This window comes from Janthinobacterium sp. SUN137, from assembly GCF_030587265.1.
Lineage (GTDB): Bacteria > Pseudomonadota > Gammaproteobacteria > Burkholderiales > Burkholderiaceae_D > Janthinobacterium > Janthinobacterium kumbetense.
In genome coordinates, this window is record NZ_JAPWHZ010000003.1 from 492736 (window position 1) to 517372 (window position 24637).

Annotated in this window: 21 protein-coding genes; 10 read left to right on the forward strand and 11 right to left on the reverse strand. The window is 64.3% G+C overall.

The features are described from left to right. Window positions 1-25: 25 nt before the first annotated feature. The 9 genes from O3298_RS17205 (at window position 26) to O3298_RS17245 (ending at window position 11789) form a co-directional block, all read left to right on the forward strand. Window positions 26-1663: an alpha-amylase family glycosyl hydrolase gene (locus O3298_RS17205; protein WP_289911666.1), complete on the forward strand. Its 1638-nt coding sequence runs from the start codon at window positions 26-28 to the stop codon at window positions 1661-1663. Between the two features lie 221 nt (window positions 1664-1884). Next, on the forward strand, window positions 1885-2970 hold the full coding sequence (locus O3298_RS17210) for an ABC transporter ATP-binding protein (protein WP_251351135.1): 1086 nt from the start codon (window positions 1885-1887) through the stop codon (window positions 2968-2970). A gap of 108 nt (window positions 2971-3078) precedes the next feature. After that, window positions 3079-4299 (forward strand): maltose/maltodextrin ABC transporter substrate-binding protein MalE, encoded by a 1221-nt coding sequence (malE, locus tag O3298_RS17215; RefSeq protein WP_305060081.1) that lies wholly within the window; start codon window positions 3079-3081, stop codon window positions 4297-4299. Window positions 4300-4396: 97 nt separating this feature from the next. Then, the gene (gene malF / locus O3298_RS17220) at window positions 4397-5908 is read left to right on the forward strand and encodes a maltose ABC transporter permease MalF (protein ID WP_289899035.1); all 1512 of its coding nucleotides are present in this window, start codon (window positions 4397-4399) and stop codon (window positions 5906-5908) included. A 10-nt stretch (window positions 5909-5918) separates the two neighbouring features. Then, window positions 5919-6809, forward strand: a complete 891-nt coding sequence (gene malG / locus O3298_RS17225) for a maltose ABC transporter permease MalG (protein WP_077402472.1) — start codon at window positions 5919-5921, stop codon at window positions 6807-6809. Between the two features lie 2 nt (window positions 6810-6811). After that, window positions 6812-8458, forward strand: a complete 1647-nt coding sequence (locus O3298_RS17230; RefSeq protein WP_305060082.1) for an alpha-amylase family glycosyl hydrolase — start codon at window positions 6812-6814, stop codon at window positions 8456-8458. Beyond that, window positions 8455-9366 carry a carbohydrate kinase family protein gene (locus O3298_RS17235; RefSeq protein WP_289911670.1) on the forward strand — a complete coding sequence of 304 codons (912 nt, stop codon included), beginning with the start codon at window positions 8455-8457 and terminating at the stop codon, window positions 9364-9366. The genes O3298_RS17230 and O3298_RS17235 overlap by 4 nt, the downstream gene beginning before the upstream one ends. Window positions 9367-9460: 94 nt before the next feature. Continuing rightward, window positions 9461-10747 carry an O-acetylhomoserine aminocarboxypropyltransferase/cysteine synthase family protein gene (locus O3298_RS17240; RefSeq protein ID WP_289911673.1) on the forward strand — a complete coding sequence of 429 codons (1287 nt, stop codon included), beginning with the start codon at window positions 9461-9463 and terminating at the stop codon, window positions 10745-10747. Window positions 10748-10796: 49 nt separating this feature from the next. Beyond that, the gene (locus O3298_RS17245) at window positions 10797-11789 is read left to right on the forward strand and encodes a GyrI-like domain-containing protein (protein ID WP_305060083.1); all 993 of its coding nucleotides are present in this window, start codon (window positions 10797-10799) and stop codon (window positions 11787-11789) included. Window positions 11790-11807: 18 nt separating this feature from the next. Here the strand turns inward: O3298_RS17245 and O3298_RS17250 are convergent, their stop codons facing one another. Beyond that, window positions 11808-12611, reverse strand: a complete 804-nt coding sequence (locus O3298_RS17250; protein ID WP_305060084.1) for an SDR family oxidoreductase — start codon at window positions 12609-12611, stop codon at window positions 11808-11810. A 179-nt stretch (window positions 12612-12790) separates the two neighbouring features. Here O3298_RS17250 and O3298_RS17255 point away from each other — a divergent pair, with 179 nt between their 5' ends. Continuing rightward, window positions 12791-13369, forward strand: a complete 579-nt coding sequence (locus O3298_RS17255) for a TetR/AcrR family transcriptional regulator (RefSeq protein WP_289911676.1) — start codon at window positions 12791-12793, stop codon at window positions 13367-13369. Here the strand turns inward: O3298_RS17255 and O3298_RS17260 are convergent. The 10 genes from O3298_RS17260 to O3298_RS17305 form a co-directional block, all read right to left on the reverse strand. Continuing rightward, window positions 13326-14369 carry an AAA family ATPase gene (locus O3298_RS17260; RefSeq protein WP_305060085.1) on the reverse strand — a complete coding sequence of 348 codons (1044 nt, stop codon included), beginning with the start codon at window positions 14367-14369 and terminating at the stop codon, window positions 13326-13328. The genes O3298_RS17255 and O3298_RS17260 overlap by 44 nt on opposite strands. Next, window positions 14366-15745 carry a capsule biosynthesis protein CapK gene (locus O3298_RS17265; protein ID WP_289911679.1) on the reverse strand — a complete coding sequence of 460 codons (1380 nt, stop codon included), beginning with the start codon at window positions 15743-15745 and terminating at the stop codon, window positions 14366-14368. The genes O3298_RS17260 and O3298_RS17265 overlap by 4 nt, the downstream gene beginning before the upstream one ends. Next, a complete protein-coding gene (locus O3298_RS17270; RefSeq protein WP_289911682.1) occupies window positions 15742-16335 on the reverse strand; it encodes a hypothetical protein in 594 nt (197 codons plus the stop codon). Before O3298_RS17270 ends, O3298_RS17265 begins: the two co-directional genes overlap by 4 nt. A 1-nt stretch (window position 16336) precedes the next feature. Next, entirely contained in the window at window positions 16337-18115 is a 1779-nt protein-coding gene (locus tag O3298_RS17275) for a VWA domain-containing protein (protein WP_289911683.1), read from the reverse strand. Beyond that, complete coding sequence (locus O3298_RS17280; RefSeq protein WP_289911685.1) at window positions 18112-19083, reverse strand: hypothetical protein; 972 nt, start codon at window positions 19081-19083, stop codon at window positions 18112-18114. Before O3298_RS17280 ends, O3298_RS17275 begins: the two co-directional genes overlap by 4 nt. Before the next feature lie 9 nt (window positions 19084-19092). Beyond that, a complete protein-coding gene (locus O3298_RS17285) occupies window positions 19093-19578 on the reverse strand; it encodes a hypothetical protein (protein ID WP_289911688.1) in 486 nt (161 codons plus the stop codon). After that, on the reverse strand, window positions 19575-21155 hold the full coding sequence (locus O3298_RS17290; protein WP_289906706.1) for an AAA family ATPase: 1581 nt from the start codon (window positions 21153-21155) through the stop codon (window positions 19575-19577). The genes O3298_RS17285 and O3298_RS17290 overlap by 4 nt, the downstream gene beginning before the upstream one ends. Before the next feature lie 170 nt (window positions 21156-21325). Further along, window positions 21326-22477, reverse strand: a complete 1152-nt coding sequence (locus O3298_RS17295; protein WP_289911691.1) for an ABC transporter permease — start codon at window positions 22475-22477, stop codon at window positions 21326-21328. Next, entirely contained in the window at window positions 22474-23655 is a 1182-nt protein-coding gene (locus O3298_RS17300; protein ID WP_305060086.1) for an ABC transporter permease, read from the reverse strand. The genes O3298_RS17295 and O3298_RS17300 overlap by 4 nt, the downstream gene beginning before the upstream one ends. A gap of 6 nt (window positions 23656-23661) precedes the next feature. Beyond that, a complete protein-coding gene (locus O3298_RS17305) occupies window positions 23662-24636 on the reverse strand; it encodes an HlyD family secretion protein (RefSeq protein WP_305060087.1) in 975 nt (324 codons plus the stop codon). Window position 24637 lies beyond the last annotated feature (1 nt).

Genomic DNA, 24637 nt, shown 5'->3' on the forward strand with positions numbered 1-24637 from the left:
ACAGGCAACTTTTAAGAAATCATTCATGCCGACCATCCAGAACAATCTCGCCCATCTGCCCGCCGACTGGTGGCGCAGCGCCGTCATCTACCAGGTTTATCCACGCAGCTTCCTCGACAGCAATGGCGACGGCATCGGCGACTTGCCTGGCATCACCTCCAAACTCGATTACATCGCCGCCCTGGGCGCCGACATCGTATGGATTTCCCCCTTCTTCACGTCGCCGATGAAGGACTTCGGCTACGATGTGGCCGATTTCTGCGACGTCGACCCCATGTTTGGCACCCTGGCCGATTTCGACCGCCTGGTGGCGCGCGCCCATGAACTGGGCTTGAAAGTGATGATCGACCAGGTGCTGTCGCACTCGTCCGACAACCACCCGTGGTTCGTGGAAAGCCGCTCCAGCCGCGACAATGCCAAGGCCGACTGGTATGTGTGGGCCGACCAGAAACCGGATGGCACGGCGCCGAACAACTGGCTGTCCGTGTTCGGCGGTTCCGCCTGGCAATGGGAGCCGCGCCGCGGCCAGTATTACCTGCACGATTTCCTCGCCAGCCAGCCCGACCTGAATTTCCACAATCCGGCCGTGCAGCAGGCGCAGCTGGACAACCTGCGTTTCTGGCTCGAGCGCGGCGTCGATGGCTTCCGCTTCGATTCCTGCAACTTCCCGTATCACGACCAATTGCTGCGCGACAATCCGCCCGCCGCGCAGCGCGACGCGAGCAGCGTGTCGGCCATCAACCCGTACGGCATGCAGGCGCACGTGTACGACAAGACGCAGCCGGAAAACATCGCTTATTTGCAGCGCGTGCGCGCCGTACTTGACGAATATCAAGCCATTTCCATCGGCGAAGTGGGCGACGACAATGCGCTGGCCACCATGGCTGCCTACACGGGCGCCGACAAGCTGCACATGGCCTACAGTTTCAACTTGCTGACGGCGGAGTTTTCGGCCGCGCACATCCGCACGCAAGTGGAAGAGTTCGAAGCGCAAGTGGCCGACGGCTGGGCGTCCTGGTCCGTGGGCAACCACGACAGCGTGCGCGTCATGACGCGCTGGGGCGGAGATAATCCGTCGCCATCGCTGGCCAAGGTGGTGCTGGCCGTGCAGGCGGCGCTGAAAGGCACGCCGTGCCTGTACCAGGGCGACGAGCTGGCCCTGACGGAAGCGGACATTCCTTTCGAAGCGCTGCAAGACCCGTACGGCATCCCGTTCTGGCCCCAGTTCAAGGGCCGCGACGGCTGCCGCACGCCGATGCCATGGGTGGCCGAGGCGCCGCACGGCGGTTTCAGCACGGCAAAACCTTGGTTGCCCGTGCCGCCTGAACACCTGGCGCGCGCCGTTGATGTCGAAGAAAACGATGCCGCTTCACCATTGCAGTTTGCGCAAAACATCCTCGCCTGGCGCCGCACCCTGCCGCAATTGTTGCGCGGCGACATAGTCTTCTTCGATGCGCCGGAACCCGTGCTGGCCCTGCGCCGCGACTTGCCAGGCCAAGCGCCCGTGCTGGCCGCCTTCAACCTGGGCACGCAAGCCGTCACGTTTGCCTGGCCAGACGCGGCGCCAGCGGCCGACCTGGCCGGTCATGGATTGCCAGGCAGCAAGGATGGCCAACAGATCAGCTTGCCTGCGCATGGCGGCTGGTTCGGCACCCTGGCGTAAATCGCAGCCTTTGGCGGCCATGCCGCCAATTACAATAACGAGCCCCGCGCATCAGCGGGGCCGAACAACAGAGTATCAGTGCTTGGCAAAATCGTAGCGAGCGGATGAAAGTTGTGGCTGAGAAGCGCAGCTGTGCGAATGCACAGTGAGCATCGCCAGCCGCAAGTTCGACGCGCAGTAGATTTGGCCAGGCACATTCAGTGAGATTGAGGACGACAGACATGGCTGGACTGAAGTTAACAGGCCTGAAAAAGGCATATGGCGACGTGCAAACCCTGCACGGCATCGACCTGGAGATCGCCGACGGCGAATTCATGGTCTTCGTGGGCCCGTCGGGTTGCGGCAAATCCACCTTGCTGCGCAGCATCTGCGGCCTGGAAGAAATCAGCGGCGGCGACTTGTATATTGGCAAGACCCGCATGAACGACGTGCCGCCCGCCAAGCGCGGCATCGCCATGGTATTCCAGAGCTACGCCCTGTACCCGCACATGAGCGTGGCGCAAAACATGGCCTTCGGCCTGAAACTGGCCGGCATGAACAAGGTGCAGATCGCCGACGCCGTGCAGCGCGCCGCGCAAATCCTGCGCATCGAACCTTTGCTGGAACGCAAACCAAAAGACTTGTCGGGCGGCCAGCGCCAGCGCGTGGCCATCGGCCGCGCCATCGTGCGCAAGCCCGACGTCTTCCTGTTCGACGAACCGCTGTCCAACCTGGACGCCTCGCTGCGCGTGCAGATGCGCATCGAATTGGCTAATCTGCACCGCGAATTGCGCTCGACCATGATTTACGTCACGCATGACCAGGTCGAAGCGATGACCCTGGCCGACCGCATCGTCGTGCTCAACGCGGGCCGCATCGAGCAAGTGGGCGCCCCGCTGGAGCTGTACCACCACCCCGCCAACCTGTTCGTGGCCGGCTTCCTCGGTTCGCCCCGCATGAATTTCCTCAAAGGCAAGATCCACAGCTACGCGGACGGCGTGGCCACCATCGCCACCAACGCGGGCGGCATGCTGCAAGCCGTGTTGACGCAGCCATTGGCCAGCGGCACCCCCGTCACCGTCGGCGCGCGTCCCGAACACGTGCAGGCGTGCGCACCCGGCGCCACTGCCGCCCTCACGGCCACCGTGCAAGCGGTGGAAAAACTGGGCGACATCAGCTATCTGTATGTGCAGGTACCGGGCGGCGACGAGCCGCTGGTGGTGCGCGCCGATGCGGAAACGGACTGGGCCATTGGCCAATCCGTGGCGCTGCAGGTGGCGCCCGCCCGCGTCCATGTGTTCGACGAGCATGGACAGACGCGTACCTGATTCCGGATTTAAGGGCCAGGCGCTACAGGCGCCGCCTGGCCTGGTTGCATCGTTTCAGCCTTGATATTCAACATAAACTTAGCATAAAAAAAGATACTGGAGATTGACATGTCCTTCACGCACCCGAAACGCAGCTTCATCAAAACCACCCTGATCGCCGCCGCCCTGGCCGGCATCGGCAACCTGGCCGCCGTCAGCATGGCGAACGCGGCCGAAGCAGGCACCCTCTTGATCTGGATCAACGGCGACAAGGGCTACAAGGGCCTGGCCAAGGTCGGCGAGGAATTCACCAAGAAGACGGGCATCAAGGTCGTCGTCGAGCACCCGGAAGATGCGCCAAACAAATTCCAGCAAGCGGCGGCCGCCGGCAAGGGCCCGGACATCTGGATCTGGCCGCATGACCGCATCGGCGGCTGGATCGACGCCGGTTTGCTGCAACCAGTGACGCCAAGCAAGGAAGCGCGCGCCGCCATCCTGCCGCTGGCCTGGAATGCCTTCACCGTAGGCGGCAAGACCTGGGGCTACCCGATCTCCATCGAAGCCGTCGCCCTCGTCTACAACAAGGACCTGGTGCCGACCCCACCGAAAACCTTCGAAGAAATCGCCGCGCTGGACAAGAAATTGTCCGCGCAAGGCAAGAAAGCCATCCTGTGGGATTACACGAATACCTATTTCACGTGGCCTTTGCTGGGTGCGGGCGGCGGCTTCCCGTTTGAAGTCAAGTCCGACGGCCGCTACGATGCGGCAAAAACGGGCGTGAACAATGCCGGTTCGCAAGCTGGCGTGAATGCGCTGATGACCCTGATCAACAGCGGCGCCATGCCGAAGGGCGCGGGCTATGCCGAGATGGAAGCCGGTTTCAACCAGGGCAAGATCGCCATGATGATCAACGGCCCATGGTCGTGGGACAATGCGCGCAAGTCGAAGATCAATTTCGGCGTGGCAACGATCCCTACCGTCGCCGGCAAGACGGCCACCCCATTCGTGGGCGTGCTGGGCGCGATGATTTCGAAAGCCAGCCCGAACAAGGACCTGGCCACGGAATTCCTGGAAAACCAGATGCTGCAGATCAATGGCCTGAAAACCATCAACGCCGACGTCCCGCTGGGCACGCCAGCCAACAAGGTGCTGTTCGCGGAATTGAAAGCCAATCCGAACATCCAGGCGACGATGGAAAGCGCGCAAGCGGGCCGCCCGATGCCGAACAACCCGGAAATGGGCCGCTTCTGGTCGTCGATGCAATCGGCGCTGGAAAACATCACGCAAGGCCGCCAGACGACCAAGGATGGCCTGGATGCGGCGGCGAAGCGGATTACGACGGCGAATTAAGCATATCGTACTGCCTGGCGCAGGCCGGATCACGGGCCTTCGGGCCTGATCCGACCTGCGCCATCTCGTATCACTCCATCTTCACAGGTATCCCATCGTGCGCAAGTTTATCGGCCCTACGGTATTGACCATCAGCATGGCGCTGGGTCTGTATCTGCTCTTCATGTTGTACATTTCCGGCCAGACCATGCTGGCCGCCGTTTTCCTCGGCTTGCTGACCCTGACGACGTTTGTCTTCACGTCGCCGCGCGCCTATGCCTACCGCTATCTGTTTCCCGGCATTACGGCGGTCATCGTCTTCGTGCTGCTGCCGATGGTGTACACGGTGTCGATCGGCTTTACCAATTTCAGTTCGCGCAACCTGCTCACCTATGAGCGCGCCACGCAATACCTGCTGGACGAGACGCAGCGCGTGGAAAGCGCCGGCTATGCCATGACCGTGCATGCCGACAACAAGGAATACCGCTTGCGCCTGGAAAGCCCGGACACGGGCGAAGTGCTGCTGACGCAGCCGCTGGCCCTCAAGCGCGCCGTGCCCCTGAACGTGGAAGTGACGCCGCTCGACCCCGTGCAGGCGCCCGTGCTGGCCCCGCCGCTGCCCATCAAGGATATCATCGCCCTGCAAAAGGATCTGAAGTTGCTCACCTTGATCTTGCCGAACAGGATCGAGCTGCGCATGGTGGGCTTGCGCGAATTCGGCCCCGTCGCGCACGTCTACAAGCAGTTGCCGGACAAAACGCTCAAGAAAATCGCCACGGGCGAACTGGTCAAGCCGAACTTCAAGACGGGCTTTTATGAAATGCCGGACGGCACGAAGCTGGAACCGGGCTTCAAGGTCAACGTCGGTTTCGCCAATTTCGTGAAGATCTTCTCCGATGAAGCGTTCCGCGGCCCCTTCCTGCGCATTTTCGTGTGGACCATCGTTTTCGCCCTGATCAGCGTGGCCACCACGACGGGCCTGGGCATGGTGCTGGCCGTACTGCTGAACTGGGATGCGCTGCGCTTCCGCGGCCTGTACCGCACCCTGCTGTTCCTGCCGTACGCCGTACCGGGTTTTATCTCCATCCTGGTCTTCAAAGGTTTGTTTAACAATAACTTCGGCGAAATCAACCTCGTGCTCGACGCCTTGTTCGGCATCAAGCCCGCCTGGTTCTCGGATACCACGCTGGCCAAGGCCATGATTTTGATCGTCAACACCTGGCTCGGCTACCCCTACATGATGGTGGTGTGCATGGGCTTGATCAAGGCGATCCCGTCGGACCTGTACGAAGCGTCGGCCCTGGCCGGCGCGGGACCGCTGACGAATTTCTTCAAAATAACGTTGCCCCTGATCATCAAACCGCTGACGCCGCTGATGGTGGCCAGCCTGGGTTTCAATTTCAACAATTTCGTGCTGATCAGCTTGCTGACGGGCGGACGTCCCGATTTCCTCGACACGACGTTACCGGCAGGCACAACGGACTTGCTCGTGTCCTACACCTACCGCATCGCGTTCGAGGATTCCGGCCAGAACTTTGGCCTGGCCGCCGCCATCTCGACCCTGATCTTCTTCCTCGTGGCCGCGATTTCGCTGGTCAACATGCGCCTGACGCGCATGAACAAAGCATAAAGGACCGACCATGGCTATCGTTGTCGACCGTTCCAACCGCTGGCGCATCCTGGCGGCCCACGTCGCCGTGATCGCGCTGATCGCGCTGGTGATGTTTCCCTTCCTGATGATCTTGTCGATCTCTTTGCGCCCTGGCAATTTCGCCTCGGGCAGTTTGATACCGCCCGAGATCAGCTTCGAACACTGGCGCCTGGCGCTGGGCATGTCTTACCAGGCGCCCAACGGCACCCTGGTCGAACCGGACTTCCCCGTACTGCTGTGGCTTTGGAATTCCATCAAGGTGGCCAGCATGAGCGCCACCGTCACCGTGCTGCTGTCGACCACCTGCGCGTATGCGTTCGCGCGCATGCAGTTCCGCTTCAAGTCGCAGACCCTGTCCGCGCTGATGCTGCTGCAGATGTTCCCCGCCGTGCTGGCCCTGGTAGCCATCTACGCCATCTTCGACGTGCTGGGCAGCTACGTGCCGTGGCTGGGCATCGACCACCACGGCAGCCTGGTGCTGGCCTACACAGGCGGCATCGCGCTGCATATCTGGACCATCAAGGGCTACTATCAAACCATCCCCATCGAAATCGAGGAAGCGGCCAAGGTCGACGGCGCCACGCAATGGCAAGCGTTTGTCTACGTGCTGCTGCCGATGACGGTGCCCATCCTGATGGTGGTGTTCCTGTTGTCGTTCATCGGCGCCATCATCGAATACCCGATCGCTTCCGTGCTGCTGCATGAACAGAACAACCTGACCCTGGCCGTCGGCTCGAAACTGTTCCTGTACGAGCAAAAATACCTGTGGGGCGACTTCGCCGCGGCCGCCATTTTGTCCGGCTTGCCCATCACGGCCGTGTTCCTGCTGGCGCAAAAATGGATGATCTCCGGCCTGACGGCTGGCGGCGTGAAAGGCTGACCATGCGACGCTCCCTGACTGCGCTGGCCGCCCTGTTACTCAGCGCTTCGGCGCAGGCAGGGAGCTTCAGCTTCGCTGACAACCCCATCGTCTATTTCGCCGTGACGGACCGTTTCGCCAACGGCAATCCTGGCAACGACCACAGTTATGGCCGCGCCGCCGACCCGCAAGGCGGCGACGTCGGCAGCTTTCACGGCGGCGACATCGCCGGCATCACGCAGCAGCTCAAAGCTGGCTACTTCAAGGAACTGGGCGTCAACGCCCTGTGGATCACGGCGCCATACGAGCAGATCCACGGTTGGGTGGTGGGCGGCAAGCAGCAATTCCAGCATTACGCCTACCACGGCTACTGGGCGCTCGACTACACCACCATGGACGCCAACATGGGCACGCGCGAGGAATTGCGCGAGATGATCGATATTGCCCACGCGCAAGGCATCCGCGTGCTGTTCGACGTGGTGCTGAACCACCCCGGTTACGCGGACTTGCGCACCCTGTCCGAATACAAAGTACCCGTGCTGTGGCCGGGCCATGAAAAAGCCACCCTGCGCGACTATCATAGCTACATCGACTACAACAACTTTGATTTCGCACAATGGTGGGGGCCGGACTGGGTACGCGCCGGCTTGCCAGGCTATCCCGACGGCGGCAAGGACGATTTCACCATGCAGTTGGCGTATCTGCCCGACTTCCGCACGGAAAGCAGCAAGGCCGTGGGCTTGCCGCCCATCCTGCAGCGTAAAAGCGATACGCGCGCCGTGGCCCTGCCCGATGCGACTGTCCGCACTTACCTTGTCAGCTGGCTGGCCGACTGGGTGCGCGAATTCGGCGTCGACGGTTTCAGGGCCGACACCGTCAAGCACGTGGAGCCGGCCAGCTGGCTGGCCCTGCGCGCTGCCGCCACTGATGCATTGAAGGATTGGAAAACCCGCCACCCGCAGCAGAAGATCGACGACGCACCGTTCTGGATGACGGGCGAAGCGTGGGGCCATGGCCCCGAGCGCAGCAGCTGGCATGACGCGGGCTTCGACTCGATGATCAATTTCGATTTCCAGAATCGCGCGGGCGGCGACTGGAAAAGCATCGATGGCGTGTACCGCCAGTACGCGACGTTGCTGGGCAAGCGCATCGGCAATGCGCCCCGCTACGACATCCTGTCGTACATCTCCTCGCACGACACGAGCCTGTTCCCGCGCGAGCAATTGCGGCATGGCTTGTCCGCCCTGCTGCTGGCGCCGGGTGGCGTGCAGCTGTTCTATGGCGATGAAAGCGCGCGCCAGCCTGGCGTGGCGCCCATCGGCGACGAACAGCAGGCCACACGCTCCGACATGAACTGGAGCTCGATGGATGCGGTCACCCTCGCGCATGCGCGCAAGCTGGGCCAGTTCCGCCTGCGCCACCCTGCCCTGGCGCGCGGCGAACACCGATTCATCGACGACAAGCCGTACGCGTTTGCCCGCGTGATGGATGGCGACGCCGTCATCGCCGTGCCCGAAGCGCAAGGCGCACTCGAACTGAAGGTACACGGCGTCTTCGCCGATGGCACCCCGCTGCGCGACGCCTACACCAATCACACTTACACCGTCAAAGACGGCGCCGTCGCCGTGAATGCGGCCGGCACCGTCCTGTTAGAAAAGGCAGCACCATGAGTAGCTATGACATCTTAGTAGTCGGCGGCGCCGGCATCGACACCATCGTGCGCGTCCCCGACCTGCAATTGCCCGTCACCGATTCGCTGCACGTGCCGCCCATCCGCGACTACGTGGCGCACACGGGCAATGGCGTGGCACTCGGTTGCCACGCGCTGGGACTGCGCTGCAAGTTCATCGACTTCATCGGCGACGATGCGCAAGGCGCGGCCATCCTGCAGCGCTATAAGGATGCCAGGCTCGATTTCTCGCACATCGTCGAACCGTCGGGCACGCGGCGCAGCGTCAACCTGGTCGACCCGCAAGGGCGCAGGATGTCACTGTACGACGGCCGCCACCCGGAAGACGTGCGCATGCCCGCCGCCTTCTATCTGCCCTACCTGGGCCCGGCGCGCCACGCGCACTTTTCCATCATGGGCTGGGTGGCCGCGCTGTTTGACGATGCGCAAACGTGCGGCACCACCGTGTCGACCGATCTGCACGACTGGGATGGCGTCAATCCGCACCACATGGTCTTTGCGCTGCGCGCCGACCTGGTCTTCCTCAGCACGGCGGCGCTTGGCGAGCGCACGGAGTCCGTCATGCGCGCGATTGTCGCGGAAGGCCGCGCGCAGGCCGTGATCGCCATGGCGGGCGCGCACGGCGCCTACCTGCTGGAACGGGGCAGCGAGACCGTGCGCCACACTCCGGCGGCTGGCTTGAAGCTGCCCGTGGTGGACACGAATGGCGCAGGCGACTCGTTCGTGGCCGCCTTCCTGCACGCCTGGCTGGGCGGCGCGGGCCTGGACGAAGCCATGCGCCGCGGCGCCATCGGCGGCGCGTTTGCCTGCGCCCAGCATGGCACGCATGAACGGTTTATCGGCAAGGCAGAGCTGAATGACTTATATCAAGACAGCACTAGCTTATGACTTAAAATTCTATCAAGCGTGATAACTTGGTAACGGGCGCATGGCACAATGGCTGCGGATTTCACCATTGCAGACCATTCGAACCGGAGACCACATGAGAATCGAAACCCTGGCCGTGCACGCCGGCTACACCCCCGACCCGACCACCAAGGCCGCCGCCGTCCCCATCTACCAGACGGTGGCCTACGCCTTCGACAATGCCCAGCATGGCGCCGACCTGTTCGACCTGAAGGTCGCCGGGAATATCTACACGCGCATCATGAACCCCACGCAGGACGTGCTGGAAAAGCGGGTCGCGGCGCTGGAAGGCGGCGTGGCGGCATTGGCCGTGGCGTCGGGCATGGCGGCAATCACCTACGCGATCCAGACCATCGCGGAAGCGGGCGACAATTTCATCTCCGCCAGCCAGCTGTATGGCGGCACCTACAACCTGTTTGCCCACACCCTGCCGCAAATCGGCATAGAAGTGCGCTTCGCCGACGCGCGCCAGCCCGAAACCTTCGCCGCGCTGATCGATGCGCGCACCAAGGCCATCTTCTGCGAATCGATCGGCAACCCGCTGGGCAACGTCACGGATGTGGCCAAGCTGGCCGAGATCGCGCATGCGCATGGCATCCCGCTGATCGTCGATAACACGGTACCGAGCCCCTACCTGTTCCGCCCCATCGAGCATGGCGCCGACATCGTCGTCCACTCGCTGACCAAATACCTGGGCGGCCACGGCACCACCGTGGGCGGCGCCATCGTCGACAGCGGCAAATTCCCATGGGCCGAACACAAGGAGCGCTTCAAGCGCCTGAACGAACCGGACGTGTCGTATCACGGCGTCGTCTACACGGAAGCGTTCGGCCCCGCCGCCTTCATCGGCCGCGCGCGCGTCGTCCCGCTGCGCAACATGGGCGCGGCCATTTCGCCACTCTCCGCCTTCCAGCTGATCCAGGGCATCGAGACCCTGGCCCTGCGCATGGACCGCATCTGCGACAACACGCTGGCCCTGGCCAAGCACTTGAAAAACCATCCGAAGGTCGCGTGGGTCAATTACGCGGGCCTGGAAGACCACCCGGACCACGCGCTGGTGAAAAAATACATGCACGGCCGCGCCTCGGGCATCCTGTCCTTCGGCCTGAAACTGGCCAGTGGAGAAGATCCGCGCGCGGCCGGCGCCCGCGTGCTCGACGCCCTGCAACTGTTCACGCGCCTGGTCAACATCGGCGACGCCAAGTCGCTGGCCACCCACCCGGCCTCCACCACGCACCGCCAGCTCAATCCCGAAGAACTGGCCAAGGCGGGCGTGTCCGAAGACATGCTGCGCCTGTCCGTGGGCATCGAGCATATCGACGACTTGCGCGAAGACCTGGAGCAGGCATTGAACGCGGCGTAAGCCTCTTTTCCACGCCGCCCGGAGGGGACTTCATGCCATAATCGGCGGCATGTCTTCCTCTCCTACTCCCCCTGAGCAGCCGACATCCGGCCATTTCCGCGCCGAATACGCGCGGCGCATGAATGCCGTGCTTGACCATATCGACCGCCACCTCGACACGCCGCTGGAGCTGGCGCAGCTGGCCGACGTCGCGCATTTTTCACGCTTCCACTTTCACCGCGTGTTCGCCGCCTGGATGGGCGAGACGCTGGGCGACTATGCGCGCCGCCGGCGCCTGGAAACGGCCGCCTTGCGGCTGGCCTGCCGCCCCGGCGAAGCGATACTGGACATCGCGCTGGCGACGGGCTTCGGCTCCGGCGAAGCGTTCGCGCGCGCCTTCAAGCTGAAATTCGGCTGCACGCCGACGGCCTGGCGCGCCGGCGTCGCCGCAAAAAACGCTGCCATGCTCGCAGCCATGCGCCTGCGCCGGCAAGATAGCAATCCGGATCAGGCCATGCGCAATCCCGGTCAGGAAAACGGGCCGAACTTCCAGCACCATGGGCACTCCAATCCACTTCATAGAGAGAGTCCCATGCAAGTCACCATCCTCGACCTGCCGCCCGCCACCGTGGCGTGCCGGCGCCATATCGGCCCTTACGGCCCCGCCATCGGCGCCTTCTGGCGCGACACCGTCGCGCCATGGATGCAGTCGCACGGCCTGGGCGACGCGACGTGCTACGGCATCGGCCATGACGATCCCAGCATCACGCCGCCGGACAAATGCCGCTACGACGCCTGCGTCGCCGTGCCCGATGCATTCCAGTCGGGCGGCCGGGCCAGCATCACCACCCTGCCGGGCGGGCGCTATGCGGTAGCGCAATTCAAGGGACCATCCAGCGCCATTGCCGAAACGTGGACGCGCATGACGCGCGAATGGCTGCCGGCCAGCGGCCTGCAGTGGGATGAGCGCCCGTGCTTCGAGCGCTTTTCCGCGGCCACGGCGCTGGATCCGGCCACCGGCGAATTCTCTTGCGACATCTGCATCCCCGTACGGCCGCTGTAGCTTCCTCTTTCGCGTGTATCAGCCCGCGATGCCATAGCGCGATGCCGGCTTGCCGCGCATCGCGCCTGCGAACAGGGCCAGGCGGGCTGCATCAAACTTCTCCCACAATGCCTGGTCTTCGACGGAAGGCAAGGTCACCAGTTCGCCCTGGTCCAGGCCCGCCAGCGCCGCATCGACACAGTCTTCGGCGCGCATGATGGTGGCCTGGTCCAGCTGCGCCAGCGGCACGCCGCTCAATTCCCAGATTTCCGTCGCCGTCGATGCGGGCAGCACCAGCTGCACCACGATGCCCGTGCCGGCCAGCTCCTGCTGCAAGCCGCGCGTGAAATTCATCACATAGCCCTTGGTGGCGCTGTAGATCGTGCTGACGGGCAAGATGTGGAAGGACAGCACGGAGCCGATATTGATGATGGTGCCGCTGTTGCGCTGCTTGAACCGCGGCAGCACGGCGTAGCTCAGCTCCGCCACGGCCGTCACGTTGACCTTGTCCATGGTGGCGATGCCCGCTTTCGGCGTATCGACGACGGGCGCCAGGGTCGACGCGCCCGCATTATTGACCAGCATGGTGATGGCCGGATTGCTGGCCAGCTCATCGGCCACGCGCTGCAGGTCGGCCGGTGCGGACAAGTCCGCCGCCATGACACGCACGGACACGCCATACTTTTCCGCCAGCGACCTGGCCAGCACGTCCAGGCGTTCGACCCGGCGCGCCACGAGGATCAGATCGAAGCCGCGGCTGGCCAGGCGGTCCGCATACACGGCGCCCAGGCCCGACGACGCGCCAGTGACGAGGGCCGTGCCCGGTGTATTGACTGTACTCATGATGGTTCCTTTGCAATTGGTAAAATCGAATGAATGGCTTTCAGCAGGACGGATCAAACATGATAGACATCATGTTTTGATGCGACACTAAACATGACGATCATCATGCTTAGCGTCGCAAGCATGACGCACGTAATGTATGATGTCAACAGAAATTATTTAATAATCGGGAGAACACCATGCGATACCCAGCGGCCGAAACGGCAGAAAAACACCAGCGCATCCTGCAGGAAGCGGCGCGGCTGTTCCGTGAACAGGGCTTTGACGGCGTCAGCGTGGGACAGATCATGAAGGCGACAGGACTCACGCATGGCCCCTTCTACAACCACTTTGCCTCGAAGGAAGCGCTGATGGCGGAAAGCACGCTGCACGGCTCGGAGCACTCGCGCGCGGCGCTCGATGCGGCAACCATCAGCCCGGAAGCCATGCGCCAGTATGTGCGCGACTATGTGAGCGCGGCCCACCGCGATGCGCCGGGAAACGGCTGCTTGCTGGCGGCGCTGGCCGGCGACGCGCGCAAGCAGCCGGCAGTGCTGCCCGCCTTCACCTTCCACCTGAAATCCATCATCGGCAAGCTGACCACGCATTTTCCGTGGCAGAAAAAACGCCCCCCCCGGCAGGAAGCCATCGTCATGCTGTCGGCCATGGTGGGCGCCGTGGCGCTGGCGCGCGCCGTCGACGATGCCGCGTTTTCGGACGAGATACTGGCGGCGGTCAGCACGGCATTCGCGCCGCCAGCACTTGCGCCACCTGCCTGACCCTCTCGTCCACCGAACCTGACACATTGACAAAGGCGATCCCCCGCCGCGCCAGCTCGGCCTGGTACCACGCATGCTGGCGCGCGCGGAAATCCTCGTCGCGGCGCGTGCCATCCTGGATGAAGGGAAAATCGGGCGCGCACAGCAGCACCAGATCGTAGCGGTGCTCGGCCAGCCGCGCCAGCTCCTGCTCCGCCTTGCCGAACATCTCGACGCAGTAGAAATACGTCGTCATGGGCGAGGTATCGCAAAACAGCCAGCGCCGCGCAGCCAATAGCGCCTGCGCTTCGCGACGCAGCTGTTCCCGGCCGATTTTCAGCAAATCATCATAGTTCAATATGCCATCCTGGCTTTCCCACAATTCGCGGCCATATTCGGCCACCCAGGCCGTCTCGAAATGCGCCGCCAGCGCCTGCGCCAAGGTAGTCTTGCCGCTCGATTCGCCGCCGAGCACGCACACGCGCGTGACAAAATCGGCGCACACAATCGGCGACAGGAAGGCGCTGTGCGCATGCGGGTCTTGCCGCACCAAGGTTCCGGAAACGGGCACCTGCGCTCTCGCCTGGTCCACGCTCACGTGCGCCACCGGCCCGCCGGCATAATGCCGTTCCAGCACCTGGGCAAAGCCGGGGCCATAGTCTTCGCTGGTGAACACGGCATCGACGGGCAGCGCCAGCACCGTCCAGCACAACCAGCCCATGAAGTGGCGATGCAGCTCGCCATCGTCGTCGTTGTGCGGCAGATGACGGGCAGGCACGCCGCGCGCGGCGCACAGGGCTGCCAGGCGCGCATCGTCCAGCACCACGATGTGCGCTTGCGGGAATTGCGCGCGCAGCCACCGTTCCCGGCGCGCCGGCTCATAGCCGGGAAATTCGGGCCTGGTGTAGCTGACCACCAGCAGTTCTTCGCAAGCGTCTTGCGCGCGCTTGATCAACAGTTCGTGGCCCTGGTGCAGCGGGCAAAATTTGCCGACCACGAGGCCGCGCTTATAAAGGTTCATGCCACTGCTTCCTGCAAATCCGAGGTGTATTGAATGATCTTGTCTTCCGCCAGCAGGGTCTCGACCGTGATGGCGCCGAAAAAAGGCGCAAGCAAGGCACGCGCCCGGTCAGCCTGTGGCATGGCGTTCGGCGCCAGGCGCAGCGCAATGGCGCCGTCGCCATGCTGGTGCACGCCGAAAAGGGCGATGGCCAGCGGTTTCAAGGCATGCGTGATATCGATATTATTGATCCACTCGCCGTTGACCGTCCTGTAGCGCAGGGGGCTGCGGCCGGCCAGCCCCACCAGAACGGGGCCATGCGGGCCATGCGCCAGCGAGGCGTAATCGCCCGTGCGGTAGCGCACGAGAGGCAGGCAGAAATTGAAGCCGCCGGTCACCGTGATTTCGCCGCGCGCGCCATCCGGCACTGGCTGGCCCGCACTATCGAGGATTTCCACGTACAGCCGGTGCTGCAGCAGCACGTGGCCGCCCGCCTGCTCGTCGTAGACGGCCACGGGGCCCACTTCATTGAGCGAATAGATGTCGAGCACGGGACAAGCGAAACGCGCTTCCAGGCGCGCGCGCATGCCGGGCAACAGCATCATCGAGACAGACATCAGCGCGGCCGGCTTGTGCGCCATGGGCAAGGTCAGGAGCTCGGCAAACGAGATGGGGTCGCCCGCGATCAGCTCGGGCGCCATGGCGTCCAGGTAGCGCGCGCGGTCGTCCGGGTGGTGCCAATCGTCCGGGTGCAGGTTGATCTTCGCCAGGCCGGATTCGTTCATCGAGGGCGTGACGGAGACATAGGTGAAGCAGCGGCGCTGGTGCCCCAGCAGCATCACGCCCACCTGCCCCGCGCCATGGCGCAAGGTCACGCCGAAGCGGCGCAGCGCGCGCTTGTGGAAGGCCAGGTAGCGCCCCGCCACCAGCGGGTGCGAGGCGATCAGCAGCGGGTGGCCCGTGGTGCCCGTCGTCTGGAAGTTGATCATGCGCGCCAGGTCCGCATCGTCGGGCACGAAGGCGGCAATGTCGTGCGCCAGTTCGGCGCGGCTGATGGGCGCCACGTCCGCCAGACGTGCGGGCGGCGAACCGCAGGCGCGGTAATGCGGCACGGTGGCGTAGGCCGTCCTGAGAAAATCCGCCAGCCAGGGCGGCGGCGCATCGGCGCTCCAGCCGATATCCGCCTGCATGACTTCCTGCTCATAGGCGCGCAAGGCCGCCACTTCCCCGGCCTGCAGCTTGTTGCCGCTGCGGTTGCGGTAGCGGGGCGCCGCCGGGTGGCTGCGCAGTTTTTCCAGCATGCGCGCGCCCTCCTGCGTCAGGGTGGGACAGTAGTCGCGGTCCGATTCCCAGGCGCCGCCCGGCAGATTGACATCGGCTTTGCCAGCGAGCGTCATTCGCGCGACCACTTGTCGGCCGATTCCTCGGCCGCCTTCTTCGCCAGCGCCTCGCGGATCTCCCGCGCGCGCTGTTCGGCCAGGCGGCTCGCTTCAAGCAGGCGGCGCCGCTCCGTGCCGCTGATGGCGGACAATCTGTCCGTGGCTTGCGCCACGCTTTCATCGCGAGGCCGAAAACCCAGGCGCGCCAGCACGATGCGCGCCAGTTCCTCGCGCCGCTCGGGGTCTTGCGTAAACTGGTGGGCCGGCGTGGCGGCGGCCAGTTCACGCGCCGCCTCGCCCAGTACCTGCAGCAAGGCTGGCTGCGGCAGTTGCTGCGCGGTGAACCACTCGTCGGCCAGCAGCCAGCACAGGATCATGGCCAGCGCCAGCCGGTTGCGGTCCGCCTTCACTTGCGCGCCGATGAACCCCTGCAGGGACGCGGCCGGCGCGCGCGCGCCATGCAGCAGCAAAACGTCGTTGACCAGCGCCGCCACCGCCACTGCCTGCGCATTGGCGACGCCGGCGATACGGGGCTCGGCGAGGAATTCGACGGGCGTGTCGGCCAGGCGGTGGGTTAATCTTTCGAGGTGGGGACCGGGAGTATGCATGTCATTGTTGTATGTAGTGGCGCCGGCTGAACGCCCGCGCAAAGTCCAGCAAGTCCTCGTAGCGTTCGACGGCGTGGATATCCCAGCCCTGTTCGCGGCGCGCGCGTTTCAAATCGTCATAGGTCTGCTGCAGCCACTGGTGGCTGGCCGCGCCATCCCAGTCGCGCGCCAGGTTCAGGGCCATGGTACCGCCCGCACCGCCCTGGGCCAGCGCTTTCGCCGAGATATCCCAGCCGCTGTTGCCCAGTTCATCCTGGTCGAACATGGTGGTGATGCCATCGTCGGAAATCATCAGGATATGCGCGGGCCGTTCGCGTTTGGCCGCATAGGTCTGGCGCAGGCGGTGAATGGGGAAACAGGTGCCGCCGCCAAAAAATTCCGTCAGCACGCCGAGGATCATGTCTTCATCGCGCACGAAACCTGGCGTTAGCATCACTTCGTTCTTGCCGCTCCACAGGGTGACCTGCACTTTCGCGCCGGCGCGCAGGGCGGACAAGGCGATGACGGCGCCGGCCAGGGTCAGGAACGAAGTATGCGCCTGCGGGTTCGGCATGGAGCCGGAACTGTCCACGTACATGTCCAGGTCGACGGGCACGGCGTCGGTGGCGCGCGCCGGTTCGCGGCCATACACGCGGCGCACGGTGGTCACGCCCGGCACGGGGCGCGGCGACTGCATCACGGACTGCAGCCAGTCGATGTCTTCCAGGGGATCGCCGATTTCCCACGCTTCCAGCCCTTCCATCTGCGGCTCCTGCGACTCGGGTGCGGGGAGGCTGGGAAATGCCACCAGGTGCGGCAAGGCCCGCTCGCGGTAATAGCGGATGGCGATTTCATGGCCGCTCAAGTCCACGCCCGAGGCCTTCAGAATGTCGCCCAACTCGAACGGTTCGCGCAGCTGGCCGCCACCAGCCCTAGGCCGCGCCTCGGCTTGCGGTTCCTCGCCATCGAGGCCCGAGATGCGCTTGTCGTGCACGGGGTGGATGGCGCCGTCCTCTTCGTCATCCTCGATCTGCTGCGCGCCATATGTCTGGCAGCCACGGGCCGCGTCGCGCGTGTCCTGCAGGTAGCGGCTGGGGTCAATGTCACCCAGGGCATCCGTATCTTCCACCAGGTAAGGCAGCAGCAAGGTGGCGAAGCGGCCCGCCGCCAGCATCCAGTCGTTCGCATACACGCGAATGAGGCGCGCACCCAGCCAGGCATCCGTGTCCAGGCGCTCGTCAGCGTGGCCGCCGCCCAGCTCGCCCTTTTCCAGCTGCCACAGGTTTTCATAGATGCGCATGTACAGGGTCCATACGCCGCCGCTGCCCTTGCCGTCCGGTGCTGGCGCTTTCCCCTGCTGCAGCTTGCGGTAGATGTCGGCCATGCGCAAGTTCGCCTGGCGCTGCAGGCGATCGTTGATGAACAGGTCCGTGTACAGGTTGGCCACCATGGGCGCGTGCTGCTCCAAGGTCGGCAAGGCGCGGCGCATGCGCGCCAGCAGGCGGAACTGGTCGCTGGCGCTGCCCGGTGCGAGGATGTGGTGGCCGATTTCATGGGCGAGGATTTCCAGCGCATAGTCGTCCAGTCCCAGTTCCGTCACCAGCGGCAAGTCCACCACCACGCTCTGGTCCAGCAAGCGGATCATGGCGAAGCTGCCGGACAAGCCCTGCTTGCCGGCTTCGACGCGGCTGGCGCACAGGCTGGGGTCGCGCAGGCGCGTAAACTTGCTCCACACGGCCAGGGCCTCGGGCCAGGCGGCGCGCCAGCGGTCGATCAGGACGGTGTCGGCATCGTTCTTCATGCGAGCGGCAGCAGGCGGATGGCGTGCGTCCACGGTGACGTGATGGCCAGCGTATGCGCATTCGCGGCCAGCGCGATGTCACCGGCCGGCAGGTCGAGCGCGATGCTGCGTGCGCCGACGTGAACGGTGGCCCCATCGAGGCGCACGGACGCCGGCACGCCGGTTTGCGCCAACTCAAACTCCTGCGCCGTGGCGCTGTGCAGCACGGCGCCATAGGCATCGGCCACCAGCAAATAATGGCGCTCGGCGCTGCGCACGACAAAACCGTCAAGCGTGGCGCGCACTTGCGGCGGCGTGCCGAAATCGCCACCCAGGCCACTGAAGCTGCCGAACTCCCTGCCCTCGGCATTGCCGCGCCACGGATTCGCCATGAGCTGCGCATGCACCTGCGGCCATTGCGCGCCCGGCTCGCCAAAGGCGGCCAGTGCCAGCGCATGCGGCAAGGTGTCGGCGGCGGCCAGCGCGCCCTGGCGGAAATGCGCAACGCCGGCGCGCCAGGCCAGCACCTGGCCCACGGCGCGCAGTTGTGCGACGCTGCCGACTTGCGGCGCCACGGCAGCCATCCCGGCCTGCCATTGCGCGGGCCGCGCGCCCGCCACGGAGGAAATGTGGATGGCGGCGTTGCTCAGCATGCCCAGCACGTCGACGGGGGCCGTCGCCAGCAGCGGCGCAAACGATGGCGCCAGCTCGCGCCAGACGGTATTGAGGAAGGGATTTTTCGCGGCCGGACCGGCCAGGCCATGGCCCACCAGCTCCAGGGCCATGTCGTAGGCGGCCAAAGTGACGCCGCCCACGCGCTCGGGCGCGGCGGCGGCCACGGCCACCACCAGCGGATCGACGCCATCGTGCAAGAAGGCGCCGAAGGCGGCCATGTCGAGCGCGGGAAAGCGCCGGCGCGCTTCCGCTGCGCGGCCGTTGAACTGGGCGCGGCCGCTGGCAAGGATAGTTGCGAAGGCAGGAGAAATCATTGTTCCTCCTCAATCGCTGTGCGAAAAATGCAGCAGATAGCGCTCATCCCCTGATTCAAACGCGATCTCGTCCCAGTGGATCGCATACCAGACACCAGGCGGCGGCGTCATCTTCACGATATGCATAGTGAATGCGGCCAGCGACATGTCCAGCGCGTCGAGGAAGGCGTTGACGAGGCAGGCGCGGAAACGGTCCGGCGGCGCCGTCCGCATGTGGTCCGACGAGAAGAACCAGCGCTGGCACACCTGCTCCAGGTGCGCGCGCCCGCACGGCGCCACCGTGATCTGCCACAAGGGCGCCGGCAGCGCGCGCGCCGGGATGCTTACATTCAGGGCGTAATCTTCCACCCGCAAGCCCAGCGCCGTGAGCAGGTCCGGCGCGTCGGGCAGCCGTTGCAGCTCATAGCTTGCGCACAGGTCGCTGGCCTCGCTGTTCAACATGGCCAGGGCGTCGAGAAACCCGCGGCAATGGTCGATATTCAGTGCGTCATTCATTGCGAACGCAGCCAGCTGCGGTAATTCGTATAGCGCTGGTGCAGGTATTTGAGCTTCAACAAATCGTCATACAGGGGGCCGTACAGTTTTCTTCCTTTGGTACGTTCGCCGATCAGCTTTTCGATGCGGTTCAGGCGCGCCAGGGTCTCGCGCTCGCTCACGCCATCGAGGCCCAGGTCGAATTCGGCCGACAGCACGCCCACAGGGTCGTCGCGGTCCAGGTCCAGGCGGTTGAATTCATCGTTCGACAAATCGAACAGGCGGCGCAGCCAGCCCAGCCTGTCGCTGCGATAGGCGGCGTTTTCCGGCAGCGCGAAAAATGGCGCATCCGGGTCCGGCTGCAGTTTGTTATGCAGGACGAACGGCAGCACCTGGCGCAAGTCTTCCAGCTCCACCTCGCCATTGCCGCGGAAATAAGCCATGGCCTTGGCATAGATCAAGAGCGCCATCAGGGTGCGCACGGAAATGCCATTCAAGGTCTGGCAGCCTAGGTCCTTCAGGCGATCGCGCCCATTGTCCGCCGCCTGCGCGGCGCCCCGGTCGGCACCGGCCAGGCGGGCCGTATCCTTGGTCATGTATTCGAACTGGCCGCCGGCCGTCTCGAACAGCTCGAACTGGCTGGCGAAAAATTCCAGGCGGCGGCGCACGGCTTCGGGCACGCCCACCTGGCGGATGGATTCGCCAATTTGATCTACCTCCGCTTCCGTAAAGATGATATCGGGCGGCACCAGTTCTTCTGGCCGCACGTTTTCTTCCACGCGCAGCAGCAACTCATTCAGGAAGCGGGGGTTGAAGGCCAGTGCCTGCACCGTCACGTCGACCCGGTCGCGCAGCGCTTCGATCACCTGGTAGGTGCCGCCGCCCTGGTCATCGTTGGCCGTCAGATACCAGGCCGCTTCCGGACATTCGTAAATATGGTTCAGCACTTCCGCGTAATTGTCGCCCATGACGGTGAGCAGCGCGCTTTGCGTGCGCGTGGGGATGCGGTTGTACTCATCGACGATCTTCACGCGCATGCCCAGCCAGGCGCGCCAGGCGATGCGAATGTCGTCCATGCTTTGCGCGTTCACCAGGTCCGCCGGCAGCGGATTGCCCAGCAAGTCGGCCACCGTCATCTGCGGGTGGCCATGCTGCATGGCCCGTTTGACTTCCTTGACGGTGGAACCGGCCAGCACGCCCATCAACAGGGCGCTGGCCGTCTTGCCACGCCCCGGCCCGCCAACGAACAGACATTTGCGGCGCGTGGCGAACGTCAGCAGGGGCAGCAAAATGAAGCTGGAATAGCTTTGCGCCGACGGCAAATTCAGGGTGCGGCGGCTGTCGCCCACAGCATACGTCTGCGACGGGCCATCGTTGTATTCGATATCGTAATGGGGGCTGATGATGGCATGGTTGACGATCCAGAAATACGCCTGGCGCAGCTTTTCATCGAAAGGCCGCGCTTGCGCCTCGCCTTCCGCTCCCAGCGCGATGGGCCCCTGGTACAGGTCCGCCACGTCGAACTGCCGCGCGGCGGGCGCCGCCTTGGGTTTGGTGGGGGCCTGGGACAGGCGCTGGAACAGATTAAAAGCTGACATGATTGGCTAACGCCTGTCAAAACCTACTGCGCGTCGGTATTTACGGCCTGCGATGCTCACTGTACATTCGCACAGTTGCGCTTCTCGGCCGCAACTCCCTTCCGCTCGCTACGGTTTTTGTCAGGCGTTGTTATTTAATGTGGAAACGAAATTATTGCATATCGGCCCAGTTACGCCTTGTTCAAATCGACAACAGTCTCCTCCATCCCGCGCCAGCGCCACCAGCCCAGCGCCACGCAAGCGACCAGCAAGGCCAGCAGGCCCGCCACTTCATGGCGGATTTCATACAGCGAGGCGCCCATTTGATTAAGCGCAACAAAGCCCTGGATACCGGCCGTGGATGGCAGCAGCCAGCGCAGCCATTGCAGCACGACGGGCATGGACGACACGGGCCAGGTCAGGCCCGCGAGGAACAGCACGGGCATCGAGGTGGCGATCATCAGCTGCGTGCCCCGCTCGCGCGTGCGGAACAGCATGCCCAGCAACATGCCGAAGGCCGCCTCACACAGCGAGAACAGCACCAGCAGCAAGAGCATGCCGCCAAAGTTGCCGCCACGGGGGTAATCCTGGAACCAGAAGACAAAGCCGAAGAAATAGCAGCAGTTCAAAAACGCCACGCAGGCAAACGCCAGCAGCATGCCCGCGTAGCCGCCCGCCGTGCGCCTGCCCGCCACGGGGAAGGCCTTGCGCTGGTACCAGGTGCCGAACAGCATGGTCATGCCGATCAGCAAAGTCTGCTGCACAATGAGAGTAGCCACTCCCGGCACGACGTAGGCGCCATAGCCTTCCTTGACGTTAAACAGGGGCACGGCGTCGAAGGCGATGGGCGAGCGCTGCTGGCTGGCCTGGATGGTGGACGGCGTGCCCGCGCCCAAACGCTTGAGCTCAATACCGGCCGACACCGTGCCCACCACTTCGGCCAGCCCGTTCAGGGCCACCTTGTTCAGCATCAAATACAAGCCATTGCCCGCCACTTGCGCGTGGGCGGCGCGGCCGGCCAGCACGTCCGTCTGCAAACCATCGGGAATGATCAATACGCCCATGACCTGGTCGCGCCATAATAAATCCTGTGCGACGGGCAGGTCCGGCGTGACGGCGACCACGTGCAGCGACGGGTGGGCCATGGCAAAGCGCGTCAGCTGGCGCGACATGGCGCTGCGGTCCTGGTCGACGACCGCCACGGGCACGCGCTGGACGATTTCCGTCGAATACGGCAACGGATAGAAGAAGGAATAGATGATGCCGCCGATAAACAGCAAGGTCAGCGCTCCCTTGTCCGTCAGCATGGCGCGCCAGGTGGCGACAAAGGCCGGCCACATCATGTGCGTCCCCAGGCCGCAGGCGCATTCGCGCGGCGCGCCAGCAGGAACACGCCCACGGCGCCGCAGCCGATGGCGATACCGGCCAGTATCAGCATTTCCTGCACGCCATAGCGCCACGGTGCGCCGGCCAGCCAGTATTTCGTTTGCAGCTGCAGATAGTGCGTGAGCGGCAAGGCTTCCGCCCAGGCGCGGGCTGGCGCCGGCATGGCCATCAAGGGAAAGGCCTGGCCCGCAAACGCGAACGCGGGCGCCGTGATGAAGGCCGCGCCGGACAGCGCCAGGCGCAGGGACAGGGTGGCGGCGATCAGCAAGGTGGCCAGGCCGCAATACGCGAGCACCAGCAGCAGCATGCTCAGCAGCAGCGCCGGCAAGCTGCCCGCCACGGCCCAATCCCGCGCCAGGCTGAAGAACAGCAAGTACAGCAGCGCCAGCGCGCAATAGGCGACGAGGGGAAACAGCAGCTTGGCAAGCACGGCGCGCAGCCAGCTGCCGTGGGCCGAGGCCAGCCATTGTGGCACCGTGCCGTCGCGCAACTCGCGTCCGATACTCGTGACGACGGCGACGACGATGAAAATCTGCAGCATGGCCGGCATCAGCGCCAACGTTAAAAATGCTTCATAGCTGATGTTTTCGTTATACAAACTGTTCAAGGTCGTGCGTATCGGCTCGAACTGGGCCGCCGCCTGCACGCCCGACATGCCTTTCTTGACCCGCGCCGTCATCTCGATGCCGGCCGACAAGGTCGTGCTGACCGTGCGCACGTCGCGCAGCAAGGCGCCCGCGTGCGAGGAAAACTGCGCGTTGTACAGCCATTGCACGGTGGCTTGCCGGCCGCCCAGCAGTTTCTGCTCGAAATCGTTCGGGATCAGCAGATAGCCGAACGCCGTGCGCTCGCGCAAGCGATGCAGGGCTTCGTCGCTGGACGCCACTTTCGCCGCCACCTGGATGCCGGGCGAAGCGTCGAGCCAGCGCGTGAGCTGGCGCGACAGGGTGGAATTGTCGTTATCGATGACGACGATGGGCAAGTCGCGCGCGATGCCGGCCGAAAACACCAGCCACAGCATGCCGCACAGCACGACAGGAATCCAGCTGAGCATGCCGAAGTCCCAGAAGTCGCCGCGCAAGCGCCGCCACTCGCGTGCCAGCGCCGCCGGCTGCTCTTTGTCAATCTCGCTCATCGGCTATCAGAGCGGCGGGAACACGACCGACATGCCCGGACGCAAGCCCTCGACCTTGATGGCGGGACGCAAACGGATTTCAAACGTGCGCAAATCCGTGCCGCCCGGACGGGCCGCGCGCCACGTGGCGAAGTCCGGCAGCACGGCAACCGAGCTGACCTTGAAGCTCAGTTGCTGTTTCAAGGCCGGCACGTTCGCCGTGTGCGTGCTGCCCATGGAAAACGCCGCCATCTCATCTTCGCGCACTTGCAGCACGGCCCAGGCGTCATCGAGGTTCACCAGCGTAATCACGGGGAAACCTTGTGGCGCCAGTTCGCCCGGCTGGATCTGGATCTTGCTGACCTGGCCCGCCACCGGCGCGGCGATCTTCGTTTCAGCCAGCGCGATCTGCGCCTCCGTCAGTACGGCGCCCACCTGGCGCGCCTGGGCGGCGGCGGCCGTCTTGTCTTCGGGACGGGCGCCCTTTTGCGCCATATCAAACTGGGCGCGGGCCGCCTGCGCCAGCTGGTCGGCGGCGCGCCATTGCGCTTGCGCCTCATCACGTTTCTGCTGGGCAATCACGCCTTGTTCGAACATATTGTTGACGCGGGTATACGTGGTCTTGGCGATGGCGGCCCCCGTTTGCGCCCGCTCCCAGTTCGCTTTCGCGGCCGCAATTTCTTCCGGACGCGCTCCCGCCTGCGCCTTGTGCGCCACGGCCTCGGCCGCTTGCGTGGCGGCCGTCGCTTGCGCGATCTTCGCATCCACTTCCGGGCTCGTCAGCTGGAACAGCAGCTCACCTTTCGGCACCGTCTGGCCCAGCTTGACGTAAAGCTCGCCCACCCGGCCCGGCACTTTCGACGACACATTGACTTCCTGCGCATCCATCTGCCCCTGCAAGGGCAAGCGCTGCGGCTGGAAGGCCTGGTACAAGCCCCAGCCCACGAAGGCCAGGACAATGACGGCGGCGACTATGGCCAAGGGTTTTTTGGAGGTGCTCATT

Coding starts and splice junctions, on each gene's coding strand:
- O3298_RS17235 (WP_289911670.1), top strand. CDS start 8,455: ATGAGTAGCTATGACATCTTAGTAGTCGGCGGCGCCGGCATCGACACC.
- O3298_RS17250 (WP_305060084.1), bottom strand. CDS start 12,611: ATGAGTACAGTCAATACACCGGGCACGGCCCTCGTCACTGGCGCGTCG.
- O3298_RS17205 (WP_289911666.1), top strand. CDS start 26: ATGCCGACCATCCAGAACAATCTCGCCCATCTGCCCGCCGACTGGTGG.
- O3298_RS17275 (WP_289911683.1), bottom strand. CDS start 18,115: ATGAAGAACGATGCCGACACCGTCCTGATCGACCGCTGGCGCGCCGCC.
- O3298_RS17280 (WP_289911685.1), bottom strand. CDS start 19,083: ATGATTTCTCCTGCCTTCGCAACTATCCTTGCCAGCGGCCGCGCCCAG.
- O3298_RS17265 (WP_289911679.1), bottom strand. CDS start 15,745: ATGACGCTCGCTGGCAAAGCCGATGTCAATCTGCCGGGCGGCGCCTGG.
- O3298_RS17260 (WP_305060085.1), bottom strand. CDS start 14,369: ATGAACCTTTATAAGCGCGGCCTCGTGGTCGGCAAATTTTGCCCGCTG.
- malE (WP_305060081.1), top strand. CDS start 3,079: ATGTCCTTCACGCACCCGAAACGCAGCTTCATCAAAACCACCCTGATC.
- O3298_RS17240 (WP_289911673.1), top strand. CDS start 9,461: ATGAGAATCGAAACCCTGGCCGTGCACGCCGGCTACACCCCCGACCCG.
- O3298_RS17255 (WP_289911676.1), top strand. CDS start 12,791: ATGCGATACCCAGCGGCCGAAACGGCAGAAAAACACCAGCGCATCCTG.
- malG (WP_077402472.1), top strand. CDS start 5,919: ATGGCTATCGTTGTCGACCGTTCCAACCGCTGGCGCATCCTGGCGGCC.
- O3298_RS17305 (WP_305060087.1), bottom strand. CDS start 24,636: ATGAGCACCTCCAAAAAACCCTTGGCCATAGTCGCCGCCGTCATTGTC.
- O3298_RS17285 (WP_289911688.1), bottom strand. CDS start 19,578: ATGAATGACGCACTGAATATCGACCATTGCCGCGGGTTTCTCGACGCC.
- O3298_RS17210 (WP_251351135.1), top strand. CDS start 1,885: ATGGCTGGACTGAAGTTAACAGGCCTGAAAAAGGCATATGGCGACGTG.
- O3298_RS17295 (WP_289911691.1), bottom strand. CDS start 22,477: ATGATGTGGCCGGCCTTTGTCGCCACCTGGCGCGCCATGCTGACGGAC.
- O3298_RS17245 (WP_305060083.1), top strand. CDS start 10,797: ATGTCTTCCTCTCCTACTCCCCCTGAGCAGCCGACATCCGGCCATTTC.
- O3298_RS17290 (WP_289906706.1), bottom strand. CDS start 21,155: ATGTCAGCTTTTAATCTGTTCCAGCGCCTGTCCCAGGCCCCCACCAAA.
- O3298_RS17300 (WP_305060086.1), bottom strand. CDS start 23,655: ATGAGCGAGATTGACAAAGAGCAGCCGGCGGCGCTGGCACGCGAGTGG.
- O3298_RS17270 (WP_289911682.1), bottom strand. CDS start 16,335: ATGCATACTCCCGGTCCCCACCTCGAAAGATTAACCCACCGCCTGGCC.
- O3298_RS17230 (WP_305060082.1), top strand. CDS start 6,812: ATGCGACGCTCCCTGACTGCGCTGGCCGCCCTGTTACTCAGCGCTTCG.